At 41.3% G+C, this 20,438-nt stretch carries 20 protein-coding genes; 3 read left to right on the forward strand and 17 right to left on the reverse strand.

Annotation, left to right across the window (positions count from 1 at the left end; all coding sequences use genetic code 11):
* Positions 1-97: 97 nt before the first annotated feature.
* The 4 genes from ddlA to N780_RS05730 form a co-directional block, all read right to left on the reverse strand.
* Positions 98-1,198, reverse strand: a complete 1,101-nt coding sequence (ddlA, locus tag N780_RS05715; protein ID WP_036781249.1) for a D-alanine--D-alanine ligase — start codon at positions 1,196-1,198, stop codon at positions 98-100.
* 79 nt (positions 1,199-1,277) lie between these two features.
* Positions 1,278-1,889 (reverse strand): trimeric intracellular cation channel family protein, encoded by a 612-nt coding sequence (locus N780_RS05720; protein WP_036781252.1) that lies wholly within the window; start codon positions 1,887-1,889, stop codon positions 1,278-1,280.
* 122 nt (positions 1,890-2,011) lie between these two features.
* Positions 2,012-3,193, reverse strand: coding sequence for an MFS transporter (locus tag N780_RS05725; protein WP_036781254.1), 1,182 nt, complete (start codon positions 3,191-3,193; stop codon positions 2,012-2,014).
* Between the two features lie 13 nt (positions 3,194-3,206).
* Positions 3,207-3,971, reverse strand: a complete 765-nt coding sequence (locus N780_RS05730; protein ID WP_036781257.1) for a class I SAM-dependent methyltransferase — start codon at positions 3,969-3,971, stop codon at positions 3,207-3,209.
* 115 nt (positions 3,972-4,086) lie between these two features.
* Here N780_RS05730 and N780_RS05735 point away from each other — a divergent pair, with 115 nt between their 5' ends.
* Complete coding sequence (locus N780_RS05735) at positions 4,087-4,938, forward strand: LysR family transcriptional regulator (RefSeq protein WP_036781260.1); 852 nt, start codon at positions 4,087-4,089, stop codon at positions 4,936-4,938.
* Positions 4,939-5,069: 131 nt separating this feature from the next.
* Here the strand turns inward: N780_RS05735 and N780_RS05740 are convergent, their stop codons facing one another.
* The gene (locus N780_RS05740; protein WP_036781262.1) at positions 5,070-5,726 is read right to left on the reverse strand and encodes a peroxiredoxin; all 657 of its coding nucleotides are present in this window, start codon (positions 5,724-5,726) and stop codon (positions 5,070-5,072) included.
* A 503-nt stretch (positions 5,727-6,229) separates the two neighbouring features.
* Positions 6,230-7,099, reverse strand: a complete 870-nt coding sequence (locus N780_RS05745) for a 5'-3' exonuclease (protein ID WP_036781265.1) — start codon at positions 7,097-7,099, stop codon at positions 6,230-6,232.
* A 438-nt stretch (positions 7,100-7,537) separates the two neighbouring features.
* Between N780_RS05745 and N780_RS05755 the strand changes: the two genes are divergently transcribed.
* Positions 7,538-8,044 carry a hypothetical protein gene (locus tag N780_RS05755; protein WP_156969087.1) on the forward strand — a complete coding sequence of 169 codons (507 nt, stop codon included), beginning with the start codon at positions 7,538-7,540 and terminating at the stop codon, positions 8,042-8,044.
* 92 nt (positions 8,045-8,136) lie between these two features.
* Here N780_RS05755 and N780_RS05760 read toward each other — a convergent pair whose 3' ends face one another.
* From N780_RS05760 to N780_RS05795, 8 genes are all read right to left on the reverse strand, one after another.
* Positions 8,137-9,123, reverse strand: coding sequence for an agmatinase family protein (locus tag N780_RS05760; protein WP_036781666.1), 987 nt, complete (start codon positions 9,121-9,123; stop codon positions 8,137-8,139).
* Entirely contained in the window at positions 9,123-10,394 is a 1,272-nt protein-coding gene (hutI, locus tag N780_RS05765; protein WP_036781274.1) for an imidazolonepropionase, read from the reverse strand. The genes N780_RS05760 and hutI overlap by 1 nt, the downstream gene beginning before the upstream one ends.
* Before the next feature lie 14 nt (positions 10,395-10,408).
* Entirely contained in the window at positions 10,409-12,076 is a 1,668-nt protein-coding gene (gene hutU, locus N780_RS05770) for a urocanate hydratase (protein ID WP_438942500.1), read from the reverse strand.
* A gap of 157 nt (positions 12,077-12,233) precedes the next feature.
* A complete protein-coding gene (locus N780_RS05775) occupies positions 12,234-13,718 on the reverse strand; it encodes a helix-turn-helix domain-containing protein (RefSeq protein ID WP_036781277.1) in 1,485 nt (494 codons plus the stop codon).
* A 16-nt stretch (positions 13,719-13,734) separates the two neighbouring features.
* On the reverse strand, positions 13,735-14,259 hold the full coding sequence (locus tag N780_RS05780; RefSeq protein WP_036781278.1) for a hypothetical protein: 525 nt from the start codon (positions 14,257-14,259) through the stop codon (positions 13,735-13,737).
* A 74-nt stretch (positions 14,260-14,333) separates the two neighbouring features.
* Positions 14,334-15,659: an alpha/beta hydrolase family protein gene (locus N780_RS05785; protein ID WP_036781280.1), complete on the reverse strand. Its 1,326-nt coding sequence runs from the start codon at positions 15,657-15,659 to the stop codon at positions 14,334-14,336.
* Between the two features lie 34 nt (positions 15,660-15,693).
* Positions 15,694-16,509, reverse strand: coding sequence for an alpha/beta fold hydrolase (locus N780_RS05790; RefSeq protein ID WP_052114909.1), 816 nt, complete (start codon positions 16,507-16,509; stop codon positions 15,694-15,696).
* Between the two features lie 8 nt (positions 16,510-16,517).
* A complete protein-coding gene (locus tag N780_RS05795) occupies positions 16,518-17,339 on the reverse strand; it encodes an AAC(3) family N-acetyltransferase (RefSeq protein ID WP_036781282.1) in 822 nt (273 codons plus the stop codon).
* A gap of 174 nt (positions 17,340-17,513) precedes the next feature.
* Here N780_RS05795 and N780_RS05800 point away from each other — a divergent pair, with 174 nt between their 5' ends.
* A complete protein-coding gene (locus N780_RS05800; RefSeq protein WP_036781284.1) occupies positions 17,514-18,209 on the forward strand; it encodes a phosphatase PAP2 family protein in 696 nt (231 codons plus the stop codon).
* Positions 18,210-18,246: 37 nt separating this feature from the next.
* Here the strand turns inward: N780_RS05800 and N780_RS05805 are convergent, their stop codons facing one another.
* The 3 genes from N780_RS05805 to N780_RS05815 all read right to left on the reverse strand — a co-directional run bounded on the left by N780_RS05805 (position 18,247) and on the right by N780_RS05815 (position 20,353).
* A complete protein-coding gene (locus N780_RS05805) occupies positions 18,247-18,945 on the reverse strand; it encodes a TVP38/TMEM64 family protein (protein ID WP_036781287.1) in 699 nt (232 codons plus the stop codon).
* An 80-nt stretch (positions 18,946-19,025) separates the two neighbouring features.
* Positions 19,026-19,340, reverse strand: coding sequence for an MGMT family protein (locus N780_RS05810; protein ID WP_036781290.1), 315 nt, complete (start codon positions 19,338-19,340; stop codon positions 19,026-19,028).
* 191 nt (positions 19,341-19,531) lie between these two features.
* Complete coding sequence (locus N780_RS05815; RefSeq protein ID WP_036781293.1) at positions 19,532-20,353, reverse strand: SDR family oxidoreductase; 822 nt, start codon at positions 20,351-20,353, stop codon at positions 19,532-19,534.
* Positions 20,354-20,438 lie beyond the last annotated feature (85 nt).

The raw sequence follows: 20,438 nt of genomic DNA on the forward strand, positions 1-20,438 counted from the left end.
AATCTACTTGTATGTACGAATACATCCTTCAATGGTTTCAACTTTTGGATAATTAAATAGAAAAAGCCTTAAGGAAGGATCCCTCAAGGCTACTTCATTAAATTGAACTCTTTAAATTACTATCGCGATGATGACGATCCATTGCAAGTTGAAGCAGTTGATTAATAAGTTCAGGATAAGAAATACCGCTTAACTCCCACAGTTTAGGATACATACTGATCTTCGTGAAACCTGGTAATGTATTCACTTCGTTAACGATAAGCGAGCCATTCTCCTTCAAAAAGAAATCAACACGCGCTAATCCTTCGCATTCTAGAGCCTGAAACGCATCTACAGCCGCTTCACGTACTCTTTCAGTTGTATGGTCATCAAGTTTTGCAGGTAACTCTAACAGTGCTCCACTCTCACTAATGTATTTCGTCTCATAAGAGTAAAAGTCATCTCCCTGTGGCAGGATTTCACCTGGCACAGATGCTTTAGGATGATCATTACCTAACACAGCTACTTCTATTTCCCGACCATTGACAGCTTCTTCAATAATTAATTTCGTGTCATATTGAAAAGCTTCTTCGATCGCTTCGTAGAATTCTTTCTCATTACGTACCTTACTTACACCAACAGATGAACCTTGATTAGCAGGCTTTACAAACATCGGTAAACCTAAGCGTTCTTCTACAGCTTCAAATGCGATATCCGGCTGTTGGGGTTGTTTAAATGTCACCCAATCCGCTACTTTAATATCCGCATCACGAAGGAGACGCTTTGCTATATCCTTATCCATGCATAAAGCTGAACTCAGTACATTAGGTCCTACATAAGGAATGTTTCCAAGACGAAGCATTCCTTGCATACTTCCATCCTCACCAAGCGTACCATGTACAATTGGAAATACGACGTCCAGTTCTCCAAGACTCTCCACCGTACTCGTGCGGATTAGCTGATCATGATCTTGCCCTGGTACAAGCGCAATGCCTTCATTCGTTTTATTCAAAGCAATATTTGCCGGGTCTTCTTCGTTCAATAAATAGTGACTTGGCTCACTTAGGTGCCAGTGGCCATTTTTATCGATTCCGATAAGCGTTACATTATATTTGTCTTTGTCGATTGCATCAACGATATTTTTTGCAGATTGTAAGGATACTTCATGTTCAGAGGATTTCCCTCCGAAGATTACCCCAACGTTTAGTTTGTCACTCATCAAAATCGCTCCCTTATTATGAATTTCTTACGTTTATTCTATTCCCTGGACTGATTGGATATGTAACACTGCTCTTCTATTATAGCCTATATAGATCCCTAAACATGAGGTGCCAGTTCAAATGATAAGAAAGCAAGCGGAACATAGCAGTCGCTCCAAAGAGTACATACAATTGGACCGTACTCTCATAGTCAATAATTCCAAGTGCTAATAGCACACCGGCCATCATGGCCCAGACTGCATAAATCTCTTTATGTAATACCATAGGTCTCCTTTGAGCTAATACATCACGTGCAACTCCGCCCCCAACGCCTGTAATAATAGCTGAAAATACAACAGCACCAAACGGGAGATCCGCTTCAAGAGCAAACATCGCACCTTGAACGGCGAACACAGATAGTCCTATAGCATCTAAGTAGACGTTCCATCTGTCCCAAAACATGACCCAGCTTTTTGGAAAGAAATAGACAATTGCAATGGTTCCAAGAGCCACATATAGAAACATACCCTGTTCCCACACATGTACAACATCAATTTGTAAAAATAAATTTCGAGCTATACCACCAACAAACGGCGGTGCAAGACCCAAAATGAAAACACCAAAAATATCATATCGCTCACTTAACGCCACAATCGCCCCACTAAAGGCAAATGCAGCAACCGCGATTACATTTACAATCTCCCAAGCCATCAACCTAAATCTCCTTCCACAAACGTACCTCAATCATAGAAAAACCAGCATAAAAATTCAATAAAAACTTTTTATGATGGCTTTGTTAATGGCAATGTTGATTTTACTGTGTGTAAGCCTCCCTATATGGAAGACTCGAATTCAACATAGCTTGACTGAGAAATGGAGAAGATCGTTATAACGATAACAAGAATCATCAAGGCGAAAAACACATAATGAGCCCCAAAACTACCAGCTATCCATCCTAACAAAGGGCCGCTGATGACGACAGAGCCTTGATTAAATAGCATCCGAAAGCTCGCCATCCTTCCATGATATTGAGCATCTGTTACGAGCTGCTGAACGGTTTGCAGCAATACTCGAATCCAAGTCGTTCCTATCCCAATACTGCAAACACCAATAAAAGCTCCCGCTATAACCGAAGATGATGCCAGAATCAATAGACCAGCTACGATAACAAGTAAGGAAATCATTGTTATATAAGACCTGAATCTTCTTAAGAGCCAGGCGCCAAAAAAACCAGCAATAGCTCCCCCGACCGATAAAGAAGCATCAAGCCAACCATAGACGAGAGCAGAAACTTCAAGAACCTCACTGGCATAAACCGATAAGAAAGCAATCGTTGAGTGGAATACCATTTGACCCACAAACATAATAACAAACAATCTTTTTAACAAAGCGTGATTATGAAGATAAGTGACCCCTTCTTTAAAGTCCTCCCACCCAGATTTTTGAGACTTTTTTCTATTTCCTTCTATAGATGGCACCAATATAATTGCGATTAAAGCTAAACCATATGCAACACCGTTCCATATAAGAGCACCGCTCGCGCCGACCCACCCTGTTAACATTCCACCGCTTGTTGCTCCCATCATACTGCCTATAATGGCAAAGGAAGCTGATAGAGAATAAACACGAGGAAGTTCTTCATGATCAAATTGTTCAGCGACGAACGCCTGAATAGCCGGCCTTAGCAAAGACCCCATCGCTTGTAACAGCATGTGAATGATAAAGATCATCAGGACCGCTACCTTTACGCGGGTTACACTGCCACCCAATACAAGGACGGCAGCCATAGATACTAATAGTGACAAGATAATGAGGTATTTTCGATTGAACCGATCAACGAGCACTCCAAAGACCATATTTAATAGCAACCCAGGCAGGAAACCTAAACTGACGAGAAGGCCTGTATAAAAGGCATCTTCTGTAGCTTTGTATAAATACCACGTAATAATGACAAAATACATGGCTCTCCCAACTTCAGCCACGAAATAAGATAGATAGATTTTGCCTTTTACCATGCCATCCCCTCCTTCACCCTTTAGTACAAAGCACCATCCACTCATCAATAGCAAAGGATAGGAGTCTATTTTCTTTCATTTCCATCTGAAAATACTCTTTTATCTCTTGCTCCGCCCCTACCATCATTTGATGGATTTCCTCTCTTTCATTCCCATCTTCTATCATGCGACTCACCCATTCATGATAAGGGAGTGTTTTCTTCCTTAACGACTGCTTTTGGATTTTTAAATCGAACTGATTCATAAGCGCTTTCCATTCTGATATAGGAAGCGCCCGCTGATGACTACAGTCTCTCTTTTCTTCAAATGAATTATAAAAGTCCGCTATCTCACGGTGTTCAGAAGAAACATTATCGATAAGAACAAAAGCTCCTCCTTTCTTTATTACACGCCCTACTTCTTGAATGAATCGATCAGGGTTAGGAAAATGATGGGCCGCAATACGGCATATGACAATATCGAAAGTTTCATCTAAAAAGGGTAACTCTTCTGCATCGGCTACTACCGCCTCAATATTGTCATGTGTTTCTAAAAAGTTGACAGCAGCTTGTAGCATAGGCTTGGTCAGATCACTTACCACCACTCTTTTCACATGAGGGGCTAAGGTATGAGCGACATGCCCTCCACCTGTTGCAATGTCGAGGACCTTCTCTGTCTTTTGAGGCTGCAGCCACTCCACCATCATAGGGAGATCTTCGCTCTTTGCATGAGTGGTACTTGTTACATAGCGATTGGCATGTTTCCCGAACTGTTCTTGCACATTTCGTTTCTTGTTCATCATACATTCCTCCTTTGCTATCTACTTTTACTATATTCAATTTATCGCATTAGGAATAATACTAAGTTATAATAAAAAGCGATAACCATTACTTATCACTCTAGGAGGTGAACCTATGAAGCTAGAAGATTATGAATTGATTATTCATCTATCCACAATCGGGACCGTCAGAGGTACAGCTAAGCACCTATACGTTTCCCAACCTGCCATCACCCAACGTCTTCGCTATATAGAATCTTATTTTCATCACCCATTATTTGTACGAACATCAAAGAAACTATTGCTAACACCCATTGGAGAACAAATTGTAGAACACGCACAAGAAGTAATTGAGAAAGAAACAGAACTTCAAACCCTTCTTCAATCTTATGGAGATCAGATTTCCGGGACGTTATCGATCGGAGCTTCATCGATTGTGAGTCAGCAGTTTTTACCGAGCTTACTTGAAACATACACCTCCCTTTATCCTGATGTAAAAATTGATTTAGTAACAGGATTAAGCGAGGACCTTAGAAATCCCAACCAGAACTTCCATGTCCGTCTCATTCGCGGCGAAGCGATGAAAGATGGAGAAAACATACACTTATTAAGCGATCCCCTATACTTGTATGACACGAAGCCATTTGCATCTGGAAAAGAACGTCCTCTTATTGCGTTCAAAAGCGATTCAACGTTCCATAATCTAGTGGACGAGTGGTTCCTATCTCACCCTTCTTTTAAACCCATCAAGAGCATTCAAGTGGATCAGATTGAAACGTGTAAACAGTTTATGAAGAAAGGACTAGGGATGGCCGTTCTCCCTAAAAGTGTCGTCTCTGAAGAACTTCATCAGTATCCACACCTACCCTTGACACTGGACAATGAGCCCCTCAGCAGAGAAACGTGGCTGTGTTTTCAAAAAAATGTCCGTAATCTCCCTCAGGTTGATCGATTCATCCAACTTGTTCAAAATTCAAACTTTACATAAACTAGAGTGGATGATCAAAAGATATTAAAAAAAGCAGCCCCCCTTTTTTTGGGGAGCTGCCTTTTTACATTTAGAATGCAATGATCGAAAAAAGCGAAACTACATTACCTTTAGTTTACATCCTCACACTCTTAAAGTTCTTTCTTAGAAATATACCAATCAATGTATTCGATGCCTTCTTCTTGCGCTCGTTTTGCTGCATCTTCTTGTGTTTTAGGCGGTGAAACGACAGCTTTGTCCCCTTCTGTCCAGTTAGCAGGTGTTGAAACACCATGCTCATCTGTCGTTTGCAGGGCTTTTACAAGGCGAAGAATTTCTTGCATATTCCGACCAGTTGTTAATGGATAATAGATAATGGAGCGAATCTTTTGTTTATCATCAATAACGAATACAGCACGACTTGTTTCCACTTGACTTTCACCTGGCATAATCATGCCATATTTCATAGCCACCTGCTTATCCAGATCAGCTATGACCGGGAACTCAATCGTCGTATTAAAGTTCTCTTCAATGCTTCTGATCCAGGCTATGTGAGAAGGGACACTATCTACACTTAAGCCGAGCAGTTCTGTGTTCATTTCTTTTAATTCTGGATAAATCTCTTGAAAAGCTACAAATTCTGTTGTACATACGGGAGTAAAGTCAGATGGATGAGAGAATAGAACAACCCATTTCCCTTTATAATCTTCAAGACTCAGGTTCCCCTGACTTGTAGCGGCCTGGAAAGATGGCGCCTCATCGCCAATTCTTGGCATCGTATACGTTTGTTCTTGATTTTCTTGTTCCATACATGGAAACCTCATTTACTATGATTACAACCACTGTACTCATTCCTCATCAGGGATTCCTTAAACCTATTCCACCAAATATAAACAATTATACCCATACACCTATAAGTATCATCCTATAATAAGCTTTCATTTACGAGGGATTTCCATTACACTAAACCTATACAACTATGAGAAAGGTCGTTGAAATATGAAATCTACTACTCGCTTTTTCTGGACTCTCGCCCTAGCTTTTTTATTAGGGATTTTCACTTCAGCTTTTGAATCTCCATGGTGGGTTAATTTAATCGGGGTGATTATCATCGTTATGGTGATGTCGTTCATTTCTAACCGGATGCATCGTGACAAACAATAGATTGGTTTACACATGCTATTTTTCTGAGGAAAACAGGGGCCGTTATGTTTATTGAGTGGTTTCCAGGACCACCTTCCGCTCTATCAAAGCAGACGGAAACATTACAAAAACGAGTATGAAATCTCTAGGATTTCATACTCGTTTTATTTTAGGGATTGATTAATCGATTGATGTTTTTAAACTCGAGCTCATCAAACTTATTATGCATGAGGTCTTCGTTAATCGAGAGCACAGCTTCTTCAAGAGAGCATGTGACGTCTACTTCGCAGTGGATGCGGGCTAGTTTTCTTGATAAGTGAAGCATCTCTAGGTCTTGTTCGATCTTTGTGCGCTGTGCTTTGGTTAGGGCATCTAAATTTTCAAGGAGTCCTTCGATTGTCTCGTGCTTTTGCAGTAATTTTAACGCTGTTTTCTCACCGATTCCTTTAACACCAGGATAGTTATCGCTACTATCTCCCATAAGTGCTTTTAAATCAATCATTTGCTGAGGTGAGATCCCTTTTTCATCATAGAACGTTCCATGTTCATATTCTGCAAAGTTGCCGTACCCTTTCTTCATAAGAATGACTTTTACGTTATCCTTTAGAAGTTGTAGAGTGTCCTGGTCCCCAGTTAGAATAAGCACTTCATTTTCCTCACTATAAACGTTAGCAAGCGTGCCCATTAAGTCATCGGCTTCATAACCTGTTATTCCGACATTTGGAATGTCCATAGCAGCGGTAACTTCTTTGACAAGTTCAAACTGTGGAATCAATTCAACAGGAGCCTCTCCTCTGTTTGCTTTATATTCTGGGTATAGATCATTTCGGAACGTATGACTCCCCATATCCCAGCAACAAATGACGTGACTTGGTTTATATTCGTTCGTCGCTGCAAATAAGTGCTTCACAAATCCGTAAACGGCATTTGTCGGCACTCCTTTACTATTGACCATGTAATAACCACTCATCGCAGTCGCATAAAAGGCTCTAAATAATAACGCCATTCCGTCTACGAGCAATACTTTATTCTTTTCCATGTAACCGTACTCCTTCTACTCATTTCTAATTAACTAGTATAACAAAAAATAAGTTCGTGCGGACAAGTACGTAGTGGAAATGGTGCTGACATAATTCTCCCTCTCTAATCATATTTTACATTAACATCAAGAAAGAAGGAGGGGGTTTGTTGAGAGTTCCCGTCATACCAGTCCTTCTGTTTGCTATCTATGTATCGTTGCTTTCAAACCATGTTGTGCAAAGTTTCTTTACCGAAAGCTCTGTTCAGCAAGAGCAGCAGCTATTCCCTTATTTATGGGATGATGACAAGAAAGAGCAAAACCTAGAACCTTTAGAAGGTTCTTTTTTTATGCTTTATTACAAAGGGAAAACCTCGGAATCTAGTTCATGTATCATTGGAATCATTTGGAGTGTCATGTATACTTCTAAAATAATCATATTTGAAAGGGTGAAAGGAAATGTGGTCTACGAAACGAGTCTTGTTCTTTTTTTCTTTCCTCATTCTGATCTTTATAACGATATTTTTCTACGATGAACATCGTGAAGATGCCAAAGTAATAAGAACAGCATCAGAAGTACGTGCGCAAATTCACCTTCATTCTCTTGTAGCTGGAGAACATTTATATACCGCCCTTCAACATAAAGAAAATGAAAGACGATTTCTGAAAGAAATGACAAACGGAGCGATCTACTTAAAAGAGACAAACGTGTGGACGGAATTTTATGACAAGTTTTATCAGGGTCAAATAAATCGTTATCATGTGAACGAATTCAACACTTATCTAGAATCCCTCAAATGGGACAAACTCTTAAACATAGGATCTAATCGCCCTCAAGACGCAGAGTTCGTTCAACACCTATACAAACAATTTATAAGTCAATACGGGGACTCTATGTACGGAGGTCAAGAAAATAAATTTGAGGATATCATTCAACATAACTATGAAACCAAAAAACCAAAGTGATTTAACTCTCTATCAGAATGAAGCGTGCCAGACACCCTTTCTTGCTCTAAAGCACTGACGGGTGTCTGGCACGCTTTCGTTTGTTAAAGCACTCACGTTTTCCTCATGCTTAGGCCTGTTAGGAAGGAGAGCATGGTGTGGACGGCGGCTTTGACGGTGAAGTCCCCGACGTCTTTAGTAGGGTCGAGACAGACGATGTCCATTGCTTGAACGTGGGGAGAGCTGCCTGCTAGTGTGATTGCTTCGAACAGTTCATCCGTTCGCATACCTCCTGGAGTTGAGGCTGGTGCCGCAGGTCCTTGTGTCATGTCGAGGACATCCATGTCGACTGTCATATAAATCATATCGACTTTTTTAGAAAGCTCCTTTATGGCTTCATTGACGACAGACTCCATACCCATTTTCCTTGCCTCTCTCATCGTCACGTACCGTAAGCCAACTTGATCAGCATATGTTTTTAATGATTTCGCATTAAAGAATCCGTGCAATCCAATGTTATAAACATCTTCTCCTTTAACCGTCCCGCTTTCAATTAAGTTCCTAACAGGAGTGCCATTTGCTGGTCCGTACGTTTCAAGATCCCTCAAGTCAAAATGAGTATCAAACTGAAGGAGGCCGATGCGTTTATGCGGTTCAGCTCGTTTCATTCCTTTTATAAGCATAGCTGTAATGGAATGATCGCCTCCAAGGGTTAAAGGGATTGTATGAGGATGAACCTTTCGCCCCGTTTCCATAGCTTCTACAATGTGTCTGTGACACGTTTCAATATCGGTTACATGTTGCCTCGTATCACCAAGGTCAACAACCGTTAACGCTGATAGGTCTATATCGTAATCAATATTATAGGTTGAAAACGACTTCCAGGCTCTCCGCATAGCGTCTGGGTTTTCACTTGCCGCAGAAGCACTAATTGAAGACCTGCTAAGTGGTACCCCGAGAAGTGTCACATCAACATCGGACCATTCCATATCCCCATCTTCTGGAACCGTTCGGATCCAATGGTGGACTTTGGGATCTTCATTTACACTCCTATTCCACTTAAAAGAAGGGCGCTCAAGCTGAGGATACGGATAGTTCATCATACGAGGGCACCCCCTTTCACAACAACCTTTCCAGCTTTAATGACGGTATCGGTATGATTCACTCCATATCGGTACTGCAGTTGCATAAAGTTAGGTGTGTTATGAATGACTACATCTGCTTTTCTACCTTCAGAGAGGCTCCCTGCTACGTTTCCGCGACGAATGGCATGCGCAGCGTTCACTGTAGCTGCATTTAACACTTCAGCAGGAGTCATTCCCATCTTCAAGCAGCCGAGGTTCATAATTAGAGGAAGAGAAACCGTCGGAGAGGAGCCTGGATTGCAATCAGTAGACAGTGCAACAGGTACCCCAGCGTCAATCATGCCACGACCATTAGCACTATCAGCCATTAAGAAAAAGGCAGTACCAGGTAATAACACACCCATTACCCCGCGCTCAGCCATCATCCTTACCCCTTCATCAGAGGCACGAAGTAAATGATCAGCCGATATGGCTCCTACTTCAGCGGCCAGTTCAGCTCCTTTGTAAGGTTCAATCTCATCTGCATGTATTTTAGGATGTAGACCATACGCCTTGCCGGCTTCTAAAATGCGCTTCGATTGTTCCGGCGTAAATACACCACGTTCACAAAATACATCGTTAAATTCAGCAAGACCGGATTCAGCTACTTTCGGAATCATATGATCAATGACGAGGTCTACAAAAGCATCCGTGTCCTCTTTATATTCAGGTGGTACTACATGCGCTCCCATAAACGTACGAACAATATCAACTGGATGATCCTTGTGTAGCTCCGAAGCCACTTGAAGCTGACGCATTTCCACTTCAAGGTTCATTCCATAGCCACTCTTAGCTTCAACAGTTGTCACCCCGTGCAAAAGAAATTGATTGAGTCGTTCATAGCTCTCCTTATATAGTTCTTCTTCTGTCGCTTCTCTTGTTGCTCTTGTAGTGGCGTGGATACCGCCACCTGCATTCATAATTTCCATATACGTTTTCCCATTTAAGCGCATATCAAATTCATTTTCTCTTGTCCCCGCGTGAACAAGGTGCGTATGAGGATCGACAAGACCTGGTGTAACGAGTTTGCCTCGTGCGTCTATTACGTCCGCTTCTTCCACACGACTACCGAACTCCTCCACCAACTGTGTATCAGTACCAACACGTTTAATGACTCCTTCTTCGATCCACACACTTCCGTCCTCAATGACATTCAAGACATTCATTGCCTCTTGAGTGAGTGGGTCTCCTTGATCTTTCTGACCTGCGATTACTTGGCTAGCATGTCGAATAAAAATCGGCTTCATATCCGTTCCTCCTTCTATTGATCTAGCATTGGAATGTTTACACCTTTGTCTTTAGCCGTTTGAATTGCAAGATCATATCCAGCGTCTGCATGCCTTGCAATGCCCATGCCAGGGTCTGTTGTTAACACCCGCTCTAATCTTACTTCTGCATCTTTCGTTCCATCAGCAACAATGACCATACCTGCATGGATGGAATACCCCATCCCTACGCCACCACCATGATGAACGGATACCCAACTGGCTCCGCCAACGCTATTGATCATCGCATTTAAAATTGGCCAATCTGCTACAGCATCACTGCCATCTTTCATCCCTTCTGTTTCCCTGTTTGGTGAAGCGACAGATCCTGAATCCAAATGATCTCGACCTATTACAATCGGGGCTTTTAGCTCTCCATTCCTAACCATATCGTTAATGATTTTGCCAAATCGAGCTCGTTCGCCGTATCCAAGCCAACAAATCCTTGATGGCAATCCTTGAAACTGAATCTTCTCTCTTGCCATTTTAATCCAATTACACAAGTGTTTATTGTCACTGAACTCTCGTAAAATCACTTCATCCGTTTTATAAATATCTTCAGGATCCCCAGATAACGCCACCCACCTGAAAGGACCTTTCCCTTCACAAAACTGCGGACGAATATAAGCAGGGACAAAGCCAGGGAAATCAAAGGCATCCTCTACACCTTCCTCTTTGGCCACTTGCCTGATGTTGTTTCCGTAATCAAATGTGATGGCTCCCTTCTGCTGCATCTGAAGCATCGCTTTCACATGTTTCGCCATCGATTTCTTAGAAGCCGCCACGTATGTCTTTGGATCATCCTTACGCCAGGAGTTGGCTTTTTCGAGGGAGGTATATTCAGGAATGTATCCATTTAACGGATCATGAGCCGATGTTTGATCCGTGAGAACATCTGGTATAAATGAACGGTCAAGCATAGTAGGTAGGATTTCACATGCATTCCCTAGCAAGCCAATAGAAAGGGCTTCCCCTTTATTTTTGGCATCCTGCGCTAGTTGAATTGCTTCATCCAATGTTTCAACCATTGTATCGACATAGCCTGTATCAAGGCGTTTCTGAATTCTTGATCGATCCACTTCGATGGCAATACAAACACCACCGTTCAGTGTCACAGCTAAAGGTTGGGCCCCGCCCATTCCACCAAGACCCGCTGTCACCGTGATGGTTCCTTTCAAGGATCCACCGAAATGTTGCTTAGCCGCTTCGGCGAACGTTTCATACGTCCCCTGCACAATGCCCTGACTCCCAATATAGATCCAACTGCCAGCTGTCATCTGGCCATACATCATGAGCCCCTTTTGGTCTAGCTCATGAAAATGGTCCCAATTTGCCCAGGCTGGAACGAGGTTAGAATTTGCTAGTAAAACGCGAGGCGCATCCTTATGTGACGTAAAAACGGCCACAGGTTTCCCTGATTGAATGAGCATCGTTTCATCGTTCTCTAAATCTTGAAGCGTTTTCACTATTGCGTTGAATGACTCTTGATTTCTGGCAGCCTTCCCAATCCCTCCGTACACTACGAGGTCTTCCGGACGCTCTGCTACTTCTGGGTCTAAATTGTTTAAAAGCATTCTGAGAGCGGCTTCTTGAATCCATCCTTTTGTATGAAGCGTTGATCCTGTTGGACTTTTGATGGGCTGATTTGCTTTTAATCGTTCCATTGTAATCATCCTTTTTCACTTAATTTTCTGTCTAATTACACTATATCGAATGAAAAAGATCGTTAGAATGTCGAAAAAACATAAAAAAATACACATACATTAGGTGTATGTGCATCTCATTCGACCATCTCATCAAATTAATGATCGATTAATTGGGTTATGATCTCAATTTTTGATTACGGTATGTACTAGGGCTCATCCCTGTTGCTTCTTTGAATTTCCGGCTAAAATGATTGGCCTGAGAAAACCCTACATGTTCAGCAATCTGCTGAATCGGTTCTTTTGAGGATGCTAACAAAACTTTTGCTTCATTCATACGAATATGTAACAAAATCTCTCGATAAGACCGATCTTTTCGGTCCTTTATTAACGTGCTAATATATGACGGATTACGATTCACCGATCGAGCCACCTCCACAAGCGATAAACTCGGGTTAGCAAAGTGTGTCTTCATATAACCAAGGCAACTCTCTACCACATCGTAATGATCGATCTCCTTTTCTTCTACCTCCTCCACAACCAGACTCATAAACAAAAGCATATCTTGCACAATCTTATAGAGAAGACGGTGATGAAGAATGGATTCAAACACACCTTGATATCGCTCTTCTAATCGTTTGTCCTCATCAAGATGATGAGTCTTCATAAAACGCCTTACCTGAGCTAGTATGCTCGTTAGACGTGTTTTTAACAAGCCAGGATCAGGATATGGAGGTATAACATGAAGGAATGAACCATACATCCAATCTTTCATGCGGTTTTGATCCTTCTTCTTAAGTATATCTTCCCATTCGACTTGCTCACTTGGACTAAGAAATGGATCTAAATATCGCCAATTTACTGGTTCTTCAAGAGCCATCACATGACGAAATCCTTTATAAAAAAAGAGTTCAACGCCCTTCTTCACATCCTGATACTGGTGATAGATACTATTATCGTTAAGCGCGGTTGCTGGTAAGGAAATCCCTATGGAGCCTTTCGAGCTATCATGCCAATCCCTTAAAAAACGCCTGGCTTCATCGATAACAAGATTCCGATCCGAAGAAGGGTAAAGGCAGATGATTCGATCGCTTAGTGGCAATACCGTAACCGGATACTGAAAAGGGTAGGATTGGAGCGAGTGGTGGAGAGACTTTAGACCACGTGAGTACTCAGGTTGTACTAAGAAAAGGGTGAGATTTTCGTTCAAAGCAGGGGAATCTTTTACAAAGAGAGCATGATAAAGAAAGTGATGATCGTCAAGCTTTTCAACACTTGATTCTTTCGAACGTTGAGACTCTATATCTAATAAACTTTTCTTTAATATACTCTGTAGTTGCATAGGCGATAAAGGTTTCATAAGTAGCTTCTCGACCTGAAGCTCGATCGCTTCCATCGCTCTAGCGAAAGTCGCTTCAGTTGTAGTAGCGACCACCTTTATGACGTAGTCCGCAAGACGCCATTTCATTTCACTAAACGAATTCTCGTTCATCATATCAAGTTCGAGTATGATTACGTGCGGACGTTCAGACTCGATCATGCTTAAGGTTTCTTTTAATGTACTTGATAGTAAAACAGAAGAAAAGGGTAGAGAAGACGATGTGACAAGCCATCGCATCCCATATCTTTCTGTTTCATCCCGATCCGCAATTAACAGTTTCAACGACTTCTCTCCCAACTTATTTGTGTTTTTGGATATAACCCAAAATCTCTTTATTTTGAAAAGACCATTTGGGATAAGTGCGAATAGACCTTGAGAATGCTTGATCCATATATCCCTCTTTACGCTTTACAACAGGAGATTCATAGATCGTACCAAAGGGATCATTATAATAGATGACAAGCTCAAGCTCATTGACATTTGAATCAGATATATCTTCTTGAAGCGGTATATCGAGATTTATTGTGAAAGCGCCTGTCTCTGATGTGATAAATTGCTTTGGAGCAGCTTTCTCTATGCGCTCTCTGCCCTCCCATTTCCCTAACAAATACACTACAGGCGCTACAGAATTTCCATAAGCATGGCACGTAACTTCTATATGTAGGTGATTATCGCTCTCTTTAACCTCGTAATTTTCGACCATAATAACAGGGGCTCCCTCTCTTACAGTCGCCATTCTAATTCGGTAATAAATATACCAAAAAAGGATAATAAAAAGAGCAACGACAAATAGAAATAAGAACGCATTCATTTGAACAGACACTGGCATCCTCCTTCCTTAACACCTTTAAACGTAAAGATCCAAAGTCCATTTCAAACTTTGCACATTATAAACGATTAATTGAGATGATCTTTTAAAAAGGTTACAATGCCTGCCATTAATCCTTCGGCTAGAGGGATTTCAGGGTCCTCGTAGGCCTTCAAGTTTCCTTCACGGTCTTTTGGGGCATCTTTTAGAACATGATTCATCCCCTCAATTTCTAAAAGTTCCGCTTCAGGTTGAGCTTCCGCCAACATTTCTGCTTCCTTAGGTGGAACTTGCAAATCATGGGTCCCACTCACTATAAGAGTTGGAATGGAGAGCTCTTGAATTTGTTTAGCAGGGTCATACTCCATCCAAGATCGTAGAAAGGGCTGGACAGATGGTCTGAATGTGGATTGCAAAGACTCAGGTATATCTTTAACAACTTCTCCTTTTTTGATCTCTTCGACGATTCTTTTACTCTCTTCATACAACTCTCCTGGTAATGCTCGTTGGAGCTGGTCAAGAAGAGCTTTATCAAATGATCTCCCTACACCTGCTAAGGACACATACGCTCCTGCCTCCGAGTCTTTAGCTGATAGCATCCCAACAAGTGACCCCTGACTATGCCCGATGACACCAACACTTGTAAATCGGTCATCCTGGCCAAGTTTCTCTATCCATAGGCTTGCATCATCCACAAACTGGTCAAAGCGAAGGTCGGCTTCATTTATGACGGAAGCATTCTTCCCAGCTCCGCGTTTGTCATAACGAAGGCTTGCGATTCCCTCTTCTTTAAGGGATTCAGCAATTTTAAGGAGACTATCATTCTCCCCGGGTAACTGGGCTGAGTTCCCGTCTCGGGTCGTAGGACCTGATCCAGGAATGATAAGCACCACGGGAAATTCTGATTGGTTATCTGGTGTCATCAGCGCACCAGTTAGGGTTCCCATTTCTGTTTCAATAGATAAAAAGGTTTCGTCTTTGTTCGCTTTGGGATCACTCGTACCTTTCCCTTTCTCTAAAGTGAACGGGAAACTTTGTCCCGATTGGACGAATGTACCTGAGATTGTATCCCCTTCAACAGTTCCGTCAAATGTCATTGGCGTACCGGACAATGGCATCTGGAATTTAACCCCATCTCCATTTAACTCAATATTTTCTAAACCGAAGTCTTCAATTTGTTGCTTGGGTATATCAATCGTTCCGTTTAGTTCCTCATCCTTATTAAATTCTACAATTATTTGAAGTGCTCCATCGGGAACTTCAATCTCCCCGTTCCATGTACCTACTACTTCTTCTGCTTTAACCGTCTCCTCTTTATCCTCAGGCGGGGACTCTTCTTTTTTGTCTTCATCAGAACAAGCCGCGAGAATAACGAGCATAACCCCTAATGCCATGAGGGAAAACTTTTTCAACATGGTTCTCATCTCCCTTCTTCTATTCATTTTACTGTTATTTAATCTCCATAAATTCTTTTAATAAGTGATTCATCATCTCAGGGCATTCAATAAAACTCCAGTGCCCACATTCATCTAATCGAATCACCTGAGCTTTGGGAATCACGTGTTTCACTGTTTTCAAAACTTTCTCAGGTGAAAGAAGGTCATGACTTCCCTGGACAATTCGAATAGGAATCGATTGTAGTTCATGAGCAAATGGCCTAAGGTTGTAATGCTTTATGATGTCTTTACCGATTTGTTCATTCGCTTGTTGATTAAAGGCCATCGGTTTTTTTCTTATTAAAGATGCTGGCTCATAAACGTAATAAGGCTCAATTAAATCCATAACTTGATCTGAATTTCCTTTTCGCTCATGATAGAGAAACTTTAAGCGATCTTGAACATTCATACGTCTGATTAACTGTTTAGGAAATTCCTTATATCCTCTGGCATCTACACCGATTGCTGCTGTTAAGAACAGTTTCTTAACGCGTGTGGGATACATACTAGCGTACTGTAATGCAAGTATAGAACCCCAGGATTCACCCACGAGCGTCATTTGTCCAAGCCCCCACACCTTGCGTAGGGCTTCAAGCGTTTCTACTTCTTCATGGATGCTGTATTCGTCATCAGATGGTGCATCAGAACGCCCGCACCCTTTTTGATCATATAGCAGAAGGTGGTAGTCTTCTGCTAAGGGTTCGATATGGGGAAGAAAGACCCTATGACTTGCACCTGGTCCTCCATGCAAGAAAAGAATCGGCTCTCCTGAACCAAACTGTTTTGTATAAATATTACACCCTCGCACGTGTTCAAATTGTTTTAACACTTCGTGATTCACTCCTCATATGTCTGGTCGTAAGAATGAAGCCACCTGACTGCAAAATCAACACTTTGCTTCATTGGGAAAAGCTTCGATTCCGCTGAACCTATAAAACCTTTAGTAACGGAGATGTGTTTTTCTAAGCTATTACCAATTCCTTCAAACAACTCCTCACGAAAAACGATATCTTCATATACTTTCCAAACCCGCTCCCCTTGAACCAATAATGGAGCACCTTTATTGATTTTCTTCTGATATGGTACACGGTACTCAGCCAAGTGAAAGGCTGTTGCTGTATCATATCCCGTTCCGATAAAAAGAATATAGGCACCTTCATTATATAACTTTCCAAGAGGTGATTCTTCACCCAAACCATTATGTAAAGGGTGATCAGAAAGAATTGCATCGGCTCTATCCCCCCATGCTATAAAAGAAACAGCCGGGTGATCACTACGTTTGACGTTCGGAAACGTTCTAAAGAGTTCGACAATGCTCCCCATTCCTAATGTAGGTGTGATAACAGGATCATAAGCAGGCATCGTATCTCTTATCGTTTGCCACCACTTTTCAGGTACCGGTGGATTCTCCCATTCAGATGGATCAGATAATACCGGGGATTGGGCAGGCATAACAATGGTTCCTTGTTCAGTTATGACATCCATCAATGCTTGGACGACCGCTACCGCCCCTCCATTTGTCCAGCCAATCTCCGACAAGGACGAATGGACAAGAATCGTCATCCCCTCCTCTATACCCATATTGGTCAAATCATTCTTTAATGTTTCTCTTGTTCTCGGCTCTTTTGTGCGTTCTATTATTAACTTTTCCTTAGACATATCGCTTTCCCCTCTTTGATGAAATCTACATTATTTTCTCATAATTCAATCTTTTAAAAAAGAAGGATGACGTAATATTTTCCCATAGAATACAGTTCTGTTTACAAGCCACACAAAAGGGTAAACCATTAGGAAAAGCCGACTTTAACATATTGATATTAGGAGGTTAGCCACTTGATCTTTCAAGGAACCAAACCATCAGATTTTTCAAGGAAATCGTTTTTAATTCTTTTAATAGGCTTTGTTACGATTGGCATGGCCGTTTATTTATTTGCTGAATTAGCAGAACAAGTAATTGAAGAAGAAAAGTTCGCTTTTGACCAAATGGTTACAGATTGGGTACAAGATATTCAAGCTCCATGGCTTGGCACAATGTTCGGCTGGATTACGGAACTCGGTTCTGTCATGCTGCTGACTGTAGCATCTGTTTTATTTGCTTTATTCATTTATTTCTTCACCAAAAAGAGTCGGTGGGTTATTGTCTATTTTGCCATAAACATGCTTGGCATTAGTTTACTTACGAAAGTCTTAAAACTTCTATTTGAAAGACAACGACCTGAAGTATTGCAGCAATATGACGGTACAGGGTTCAGCTTCCCAAGCGGCCATTCAACAGGCTCTATGGTGTTCTACGGCTTTATGATCTATATGGTTTCAACTACGCGGTGGAAAAAGTCCATTCGTTATGTATTGAATACCATTTTGGGTCTTTTAATCTTTCTAATCGGATTCAGCCGGGTTTACCTCGGAGTTCACTTCCCAACAGATATACTAGCAGGATTCGCGTTCGGAATTTCTTGGCTGTTCGTTTGTATCTACGGTTTAGAGTTAACCCTTTGGCGTCAGAGGAGACGACAAAAGAGAACATAAAAAAACGACACTCTATTTCTTAGAGTGTCGTTTTTTATTATGAGCTTTGCTTTAAATCCTTAATCTCTGATTTAAGTTGATCCACGTCATACTTCTTCCCTACTGATTTTTTAATAATAAGTCCAAGTGAGACCATAACAAGTAGGATAATACCTAATACAATTAGATTTTCTGTTTTTAAAGAAAGAAGACTTGAACCGAAGAAACCAAACATCATTGAGCCTGGTATCGTTCCGACAAATGTAGCAAGCAAGAACTTTAGCAAGTTCACTTTCGTTTTCGCACAAATGTAAGTGATAAAATCAAAATTTAAGCCTGGTATTAAACGAATGAACAGTACAGATTTAAAACCATGTTCCTCCAGGTCATTTTTTAATGCCTTCAGGTTCACTTGTCCTTCTTCTTTCATATGCAGTTCTTTAAAGAAATATTTCATAGCAATGAAAGATGTGAAAGCTCCCAGAGTGGTACCTAAAATAATGTAGATGGTCCCATTAATAGAACCAAACATGATTCCGCATGAGATCGCGATAATGGACAGCGGCACTAGTGTAAATGGGCGCACCGCAAAGATTAATAAAAAGATAAAAGGCGCCCAAAAGCCGAATTGGTCTACCCAGTCTTTAATTTGCTCCGGCTTTATTTGAAACACATAATGATTTAACGCTACGATCACTCCTGCTGCAATAAGTACGATACTAATTTGAATAACAACGCTTTTCACTTTTGGATGCATAAGAATCGACCTTTCTCTTACTAAGACTTAATAAGGGCGTATCATTCTTATCCCCTAGTGAATTACATGTTAAACCGGCGCTATTCACTCTCATCAAAATTATATCGATACCTAGAGAGAGAAACTTTTCCGTCTTGAACCTGAACTCCCTCCTCTTCTAGTGTAGATCTTTGTGTAAAGATGGCTTCTTCCCCACCAACCACGATCTCCCCTTTAGCATTTACAACTCTATGCCATGGGAGATTTTCTTTACGACTCATAGAATGGAGAATTCGAGCCACTTGGCGAGCGGCTCTTGGGTTTCCGGCTGCTTTGGCAATTTGACCGTAGCTCATGACTTGACCTTCTGGGATTCCTTTTATGATTGTAATAACTTCTTTCGTGAAAGGTTGCAAGATACTCCCTCCTTTTTTACTTCAGTCCAACTCAATTGGGGGATCCTTAGTATGATCCGTCAGCAGACTGCTTTACTACTTTTATATACAGAGAACTATTGATATGTATTTTTTAGTAAAACCCAACTAATCCTCATTATAACTTAAAGAAAAGGCAGCTCTCTAAAGAGCTGCCTTTTCTTTCTTAGGGTTTATTTTGTCCCTTTTTTCCAACTTTCATCTATAAGCATCTTCCCAGGCCATGTGTAAGCTAGAAGACCACCGTCAGCAGTAATATCCTCACCCGTTACGTAAGAAGCATCATCAGAAACTAAGAAAAGGGCTACTGAAGCCATTTCACTCGGATCACCTAAGCGTCCCATAGGGGTAACCCACTTCTGTGCTTCACGGAACTCTTTCCCTTCTTCCTCGTTCTTAGAACCTGCTAATTTATCAACTAGAGGGGTTTCTATGGTCCCTGGCGATATAGAGTTTACGCGAATTCCTTCACGAGCATAGTCGATCGCCATGGCTCTGGTGAAGTTCGTAATACCACCTTTAGCTGCATTATAACCAGACCGATCCAAATCAGCAGCTTGTCCTGACATTGAAGAAGTATTTATAATCGAACCTCCTTCCTCCAGCATAAGCGGAATCAGAAACTTACTCGCTAAGAATGTCCCACGCAGGTCAACATTTATAATTCGATCAAATAGTTCCACCGGATATTCATGTACCTTTCCACCCTCTTGATCAACACCTGCATTGTTGAAAAGGATATCAATTTTTTTATATTTCTCTTCAACTTGTTTAGCAAATGTCTGGACACTTTCAACGTCTGAAACATCTAAGTAATAAGCTTCAGCATTTCCTCCATTTTCTCGAATTTGCGTTACTGTTCTGTCCATCCCATCCTGGTCCACATCAGCACAAATTACTGTAGCCCCTTCTTCTGAAAAGCGCTCAGCTGTCGCTTGACCAATTCCAGTTGCAGCGCCTGTAATAACAGCAATTTTATCTTGTAATCTATCCACTATAAAACCTCCTGTTCATAATCTACTCTTCTATTCCTTATATTAATATTTTTAAAACTTTTTAATAATCTAGATAAGGATCACA

Origin of the sequence: Pontibacillus chungwhensis BH030062, assembly GCF_000770675.1 — a bacterium.
GTDB lineage: Bacteria > Bacillota > Bacilli > Bacillales > BH030062 > Pontibacillus > Pontibacillus chungwhensis.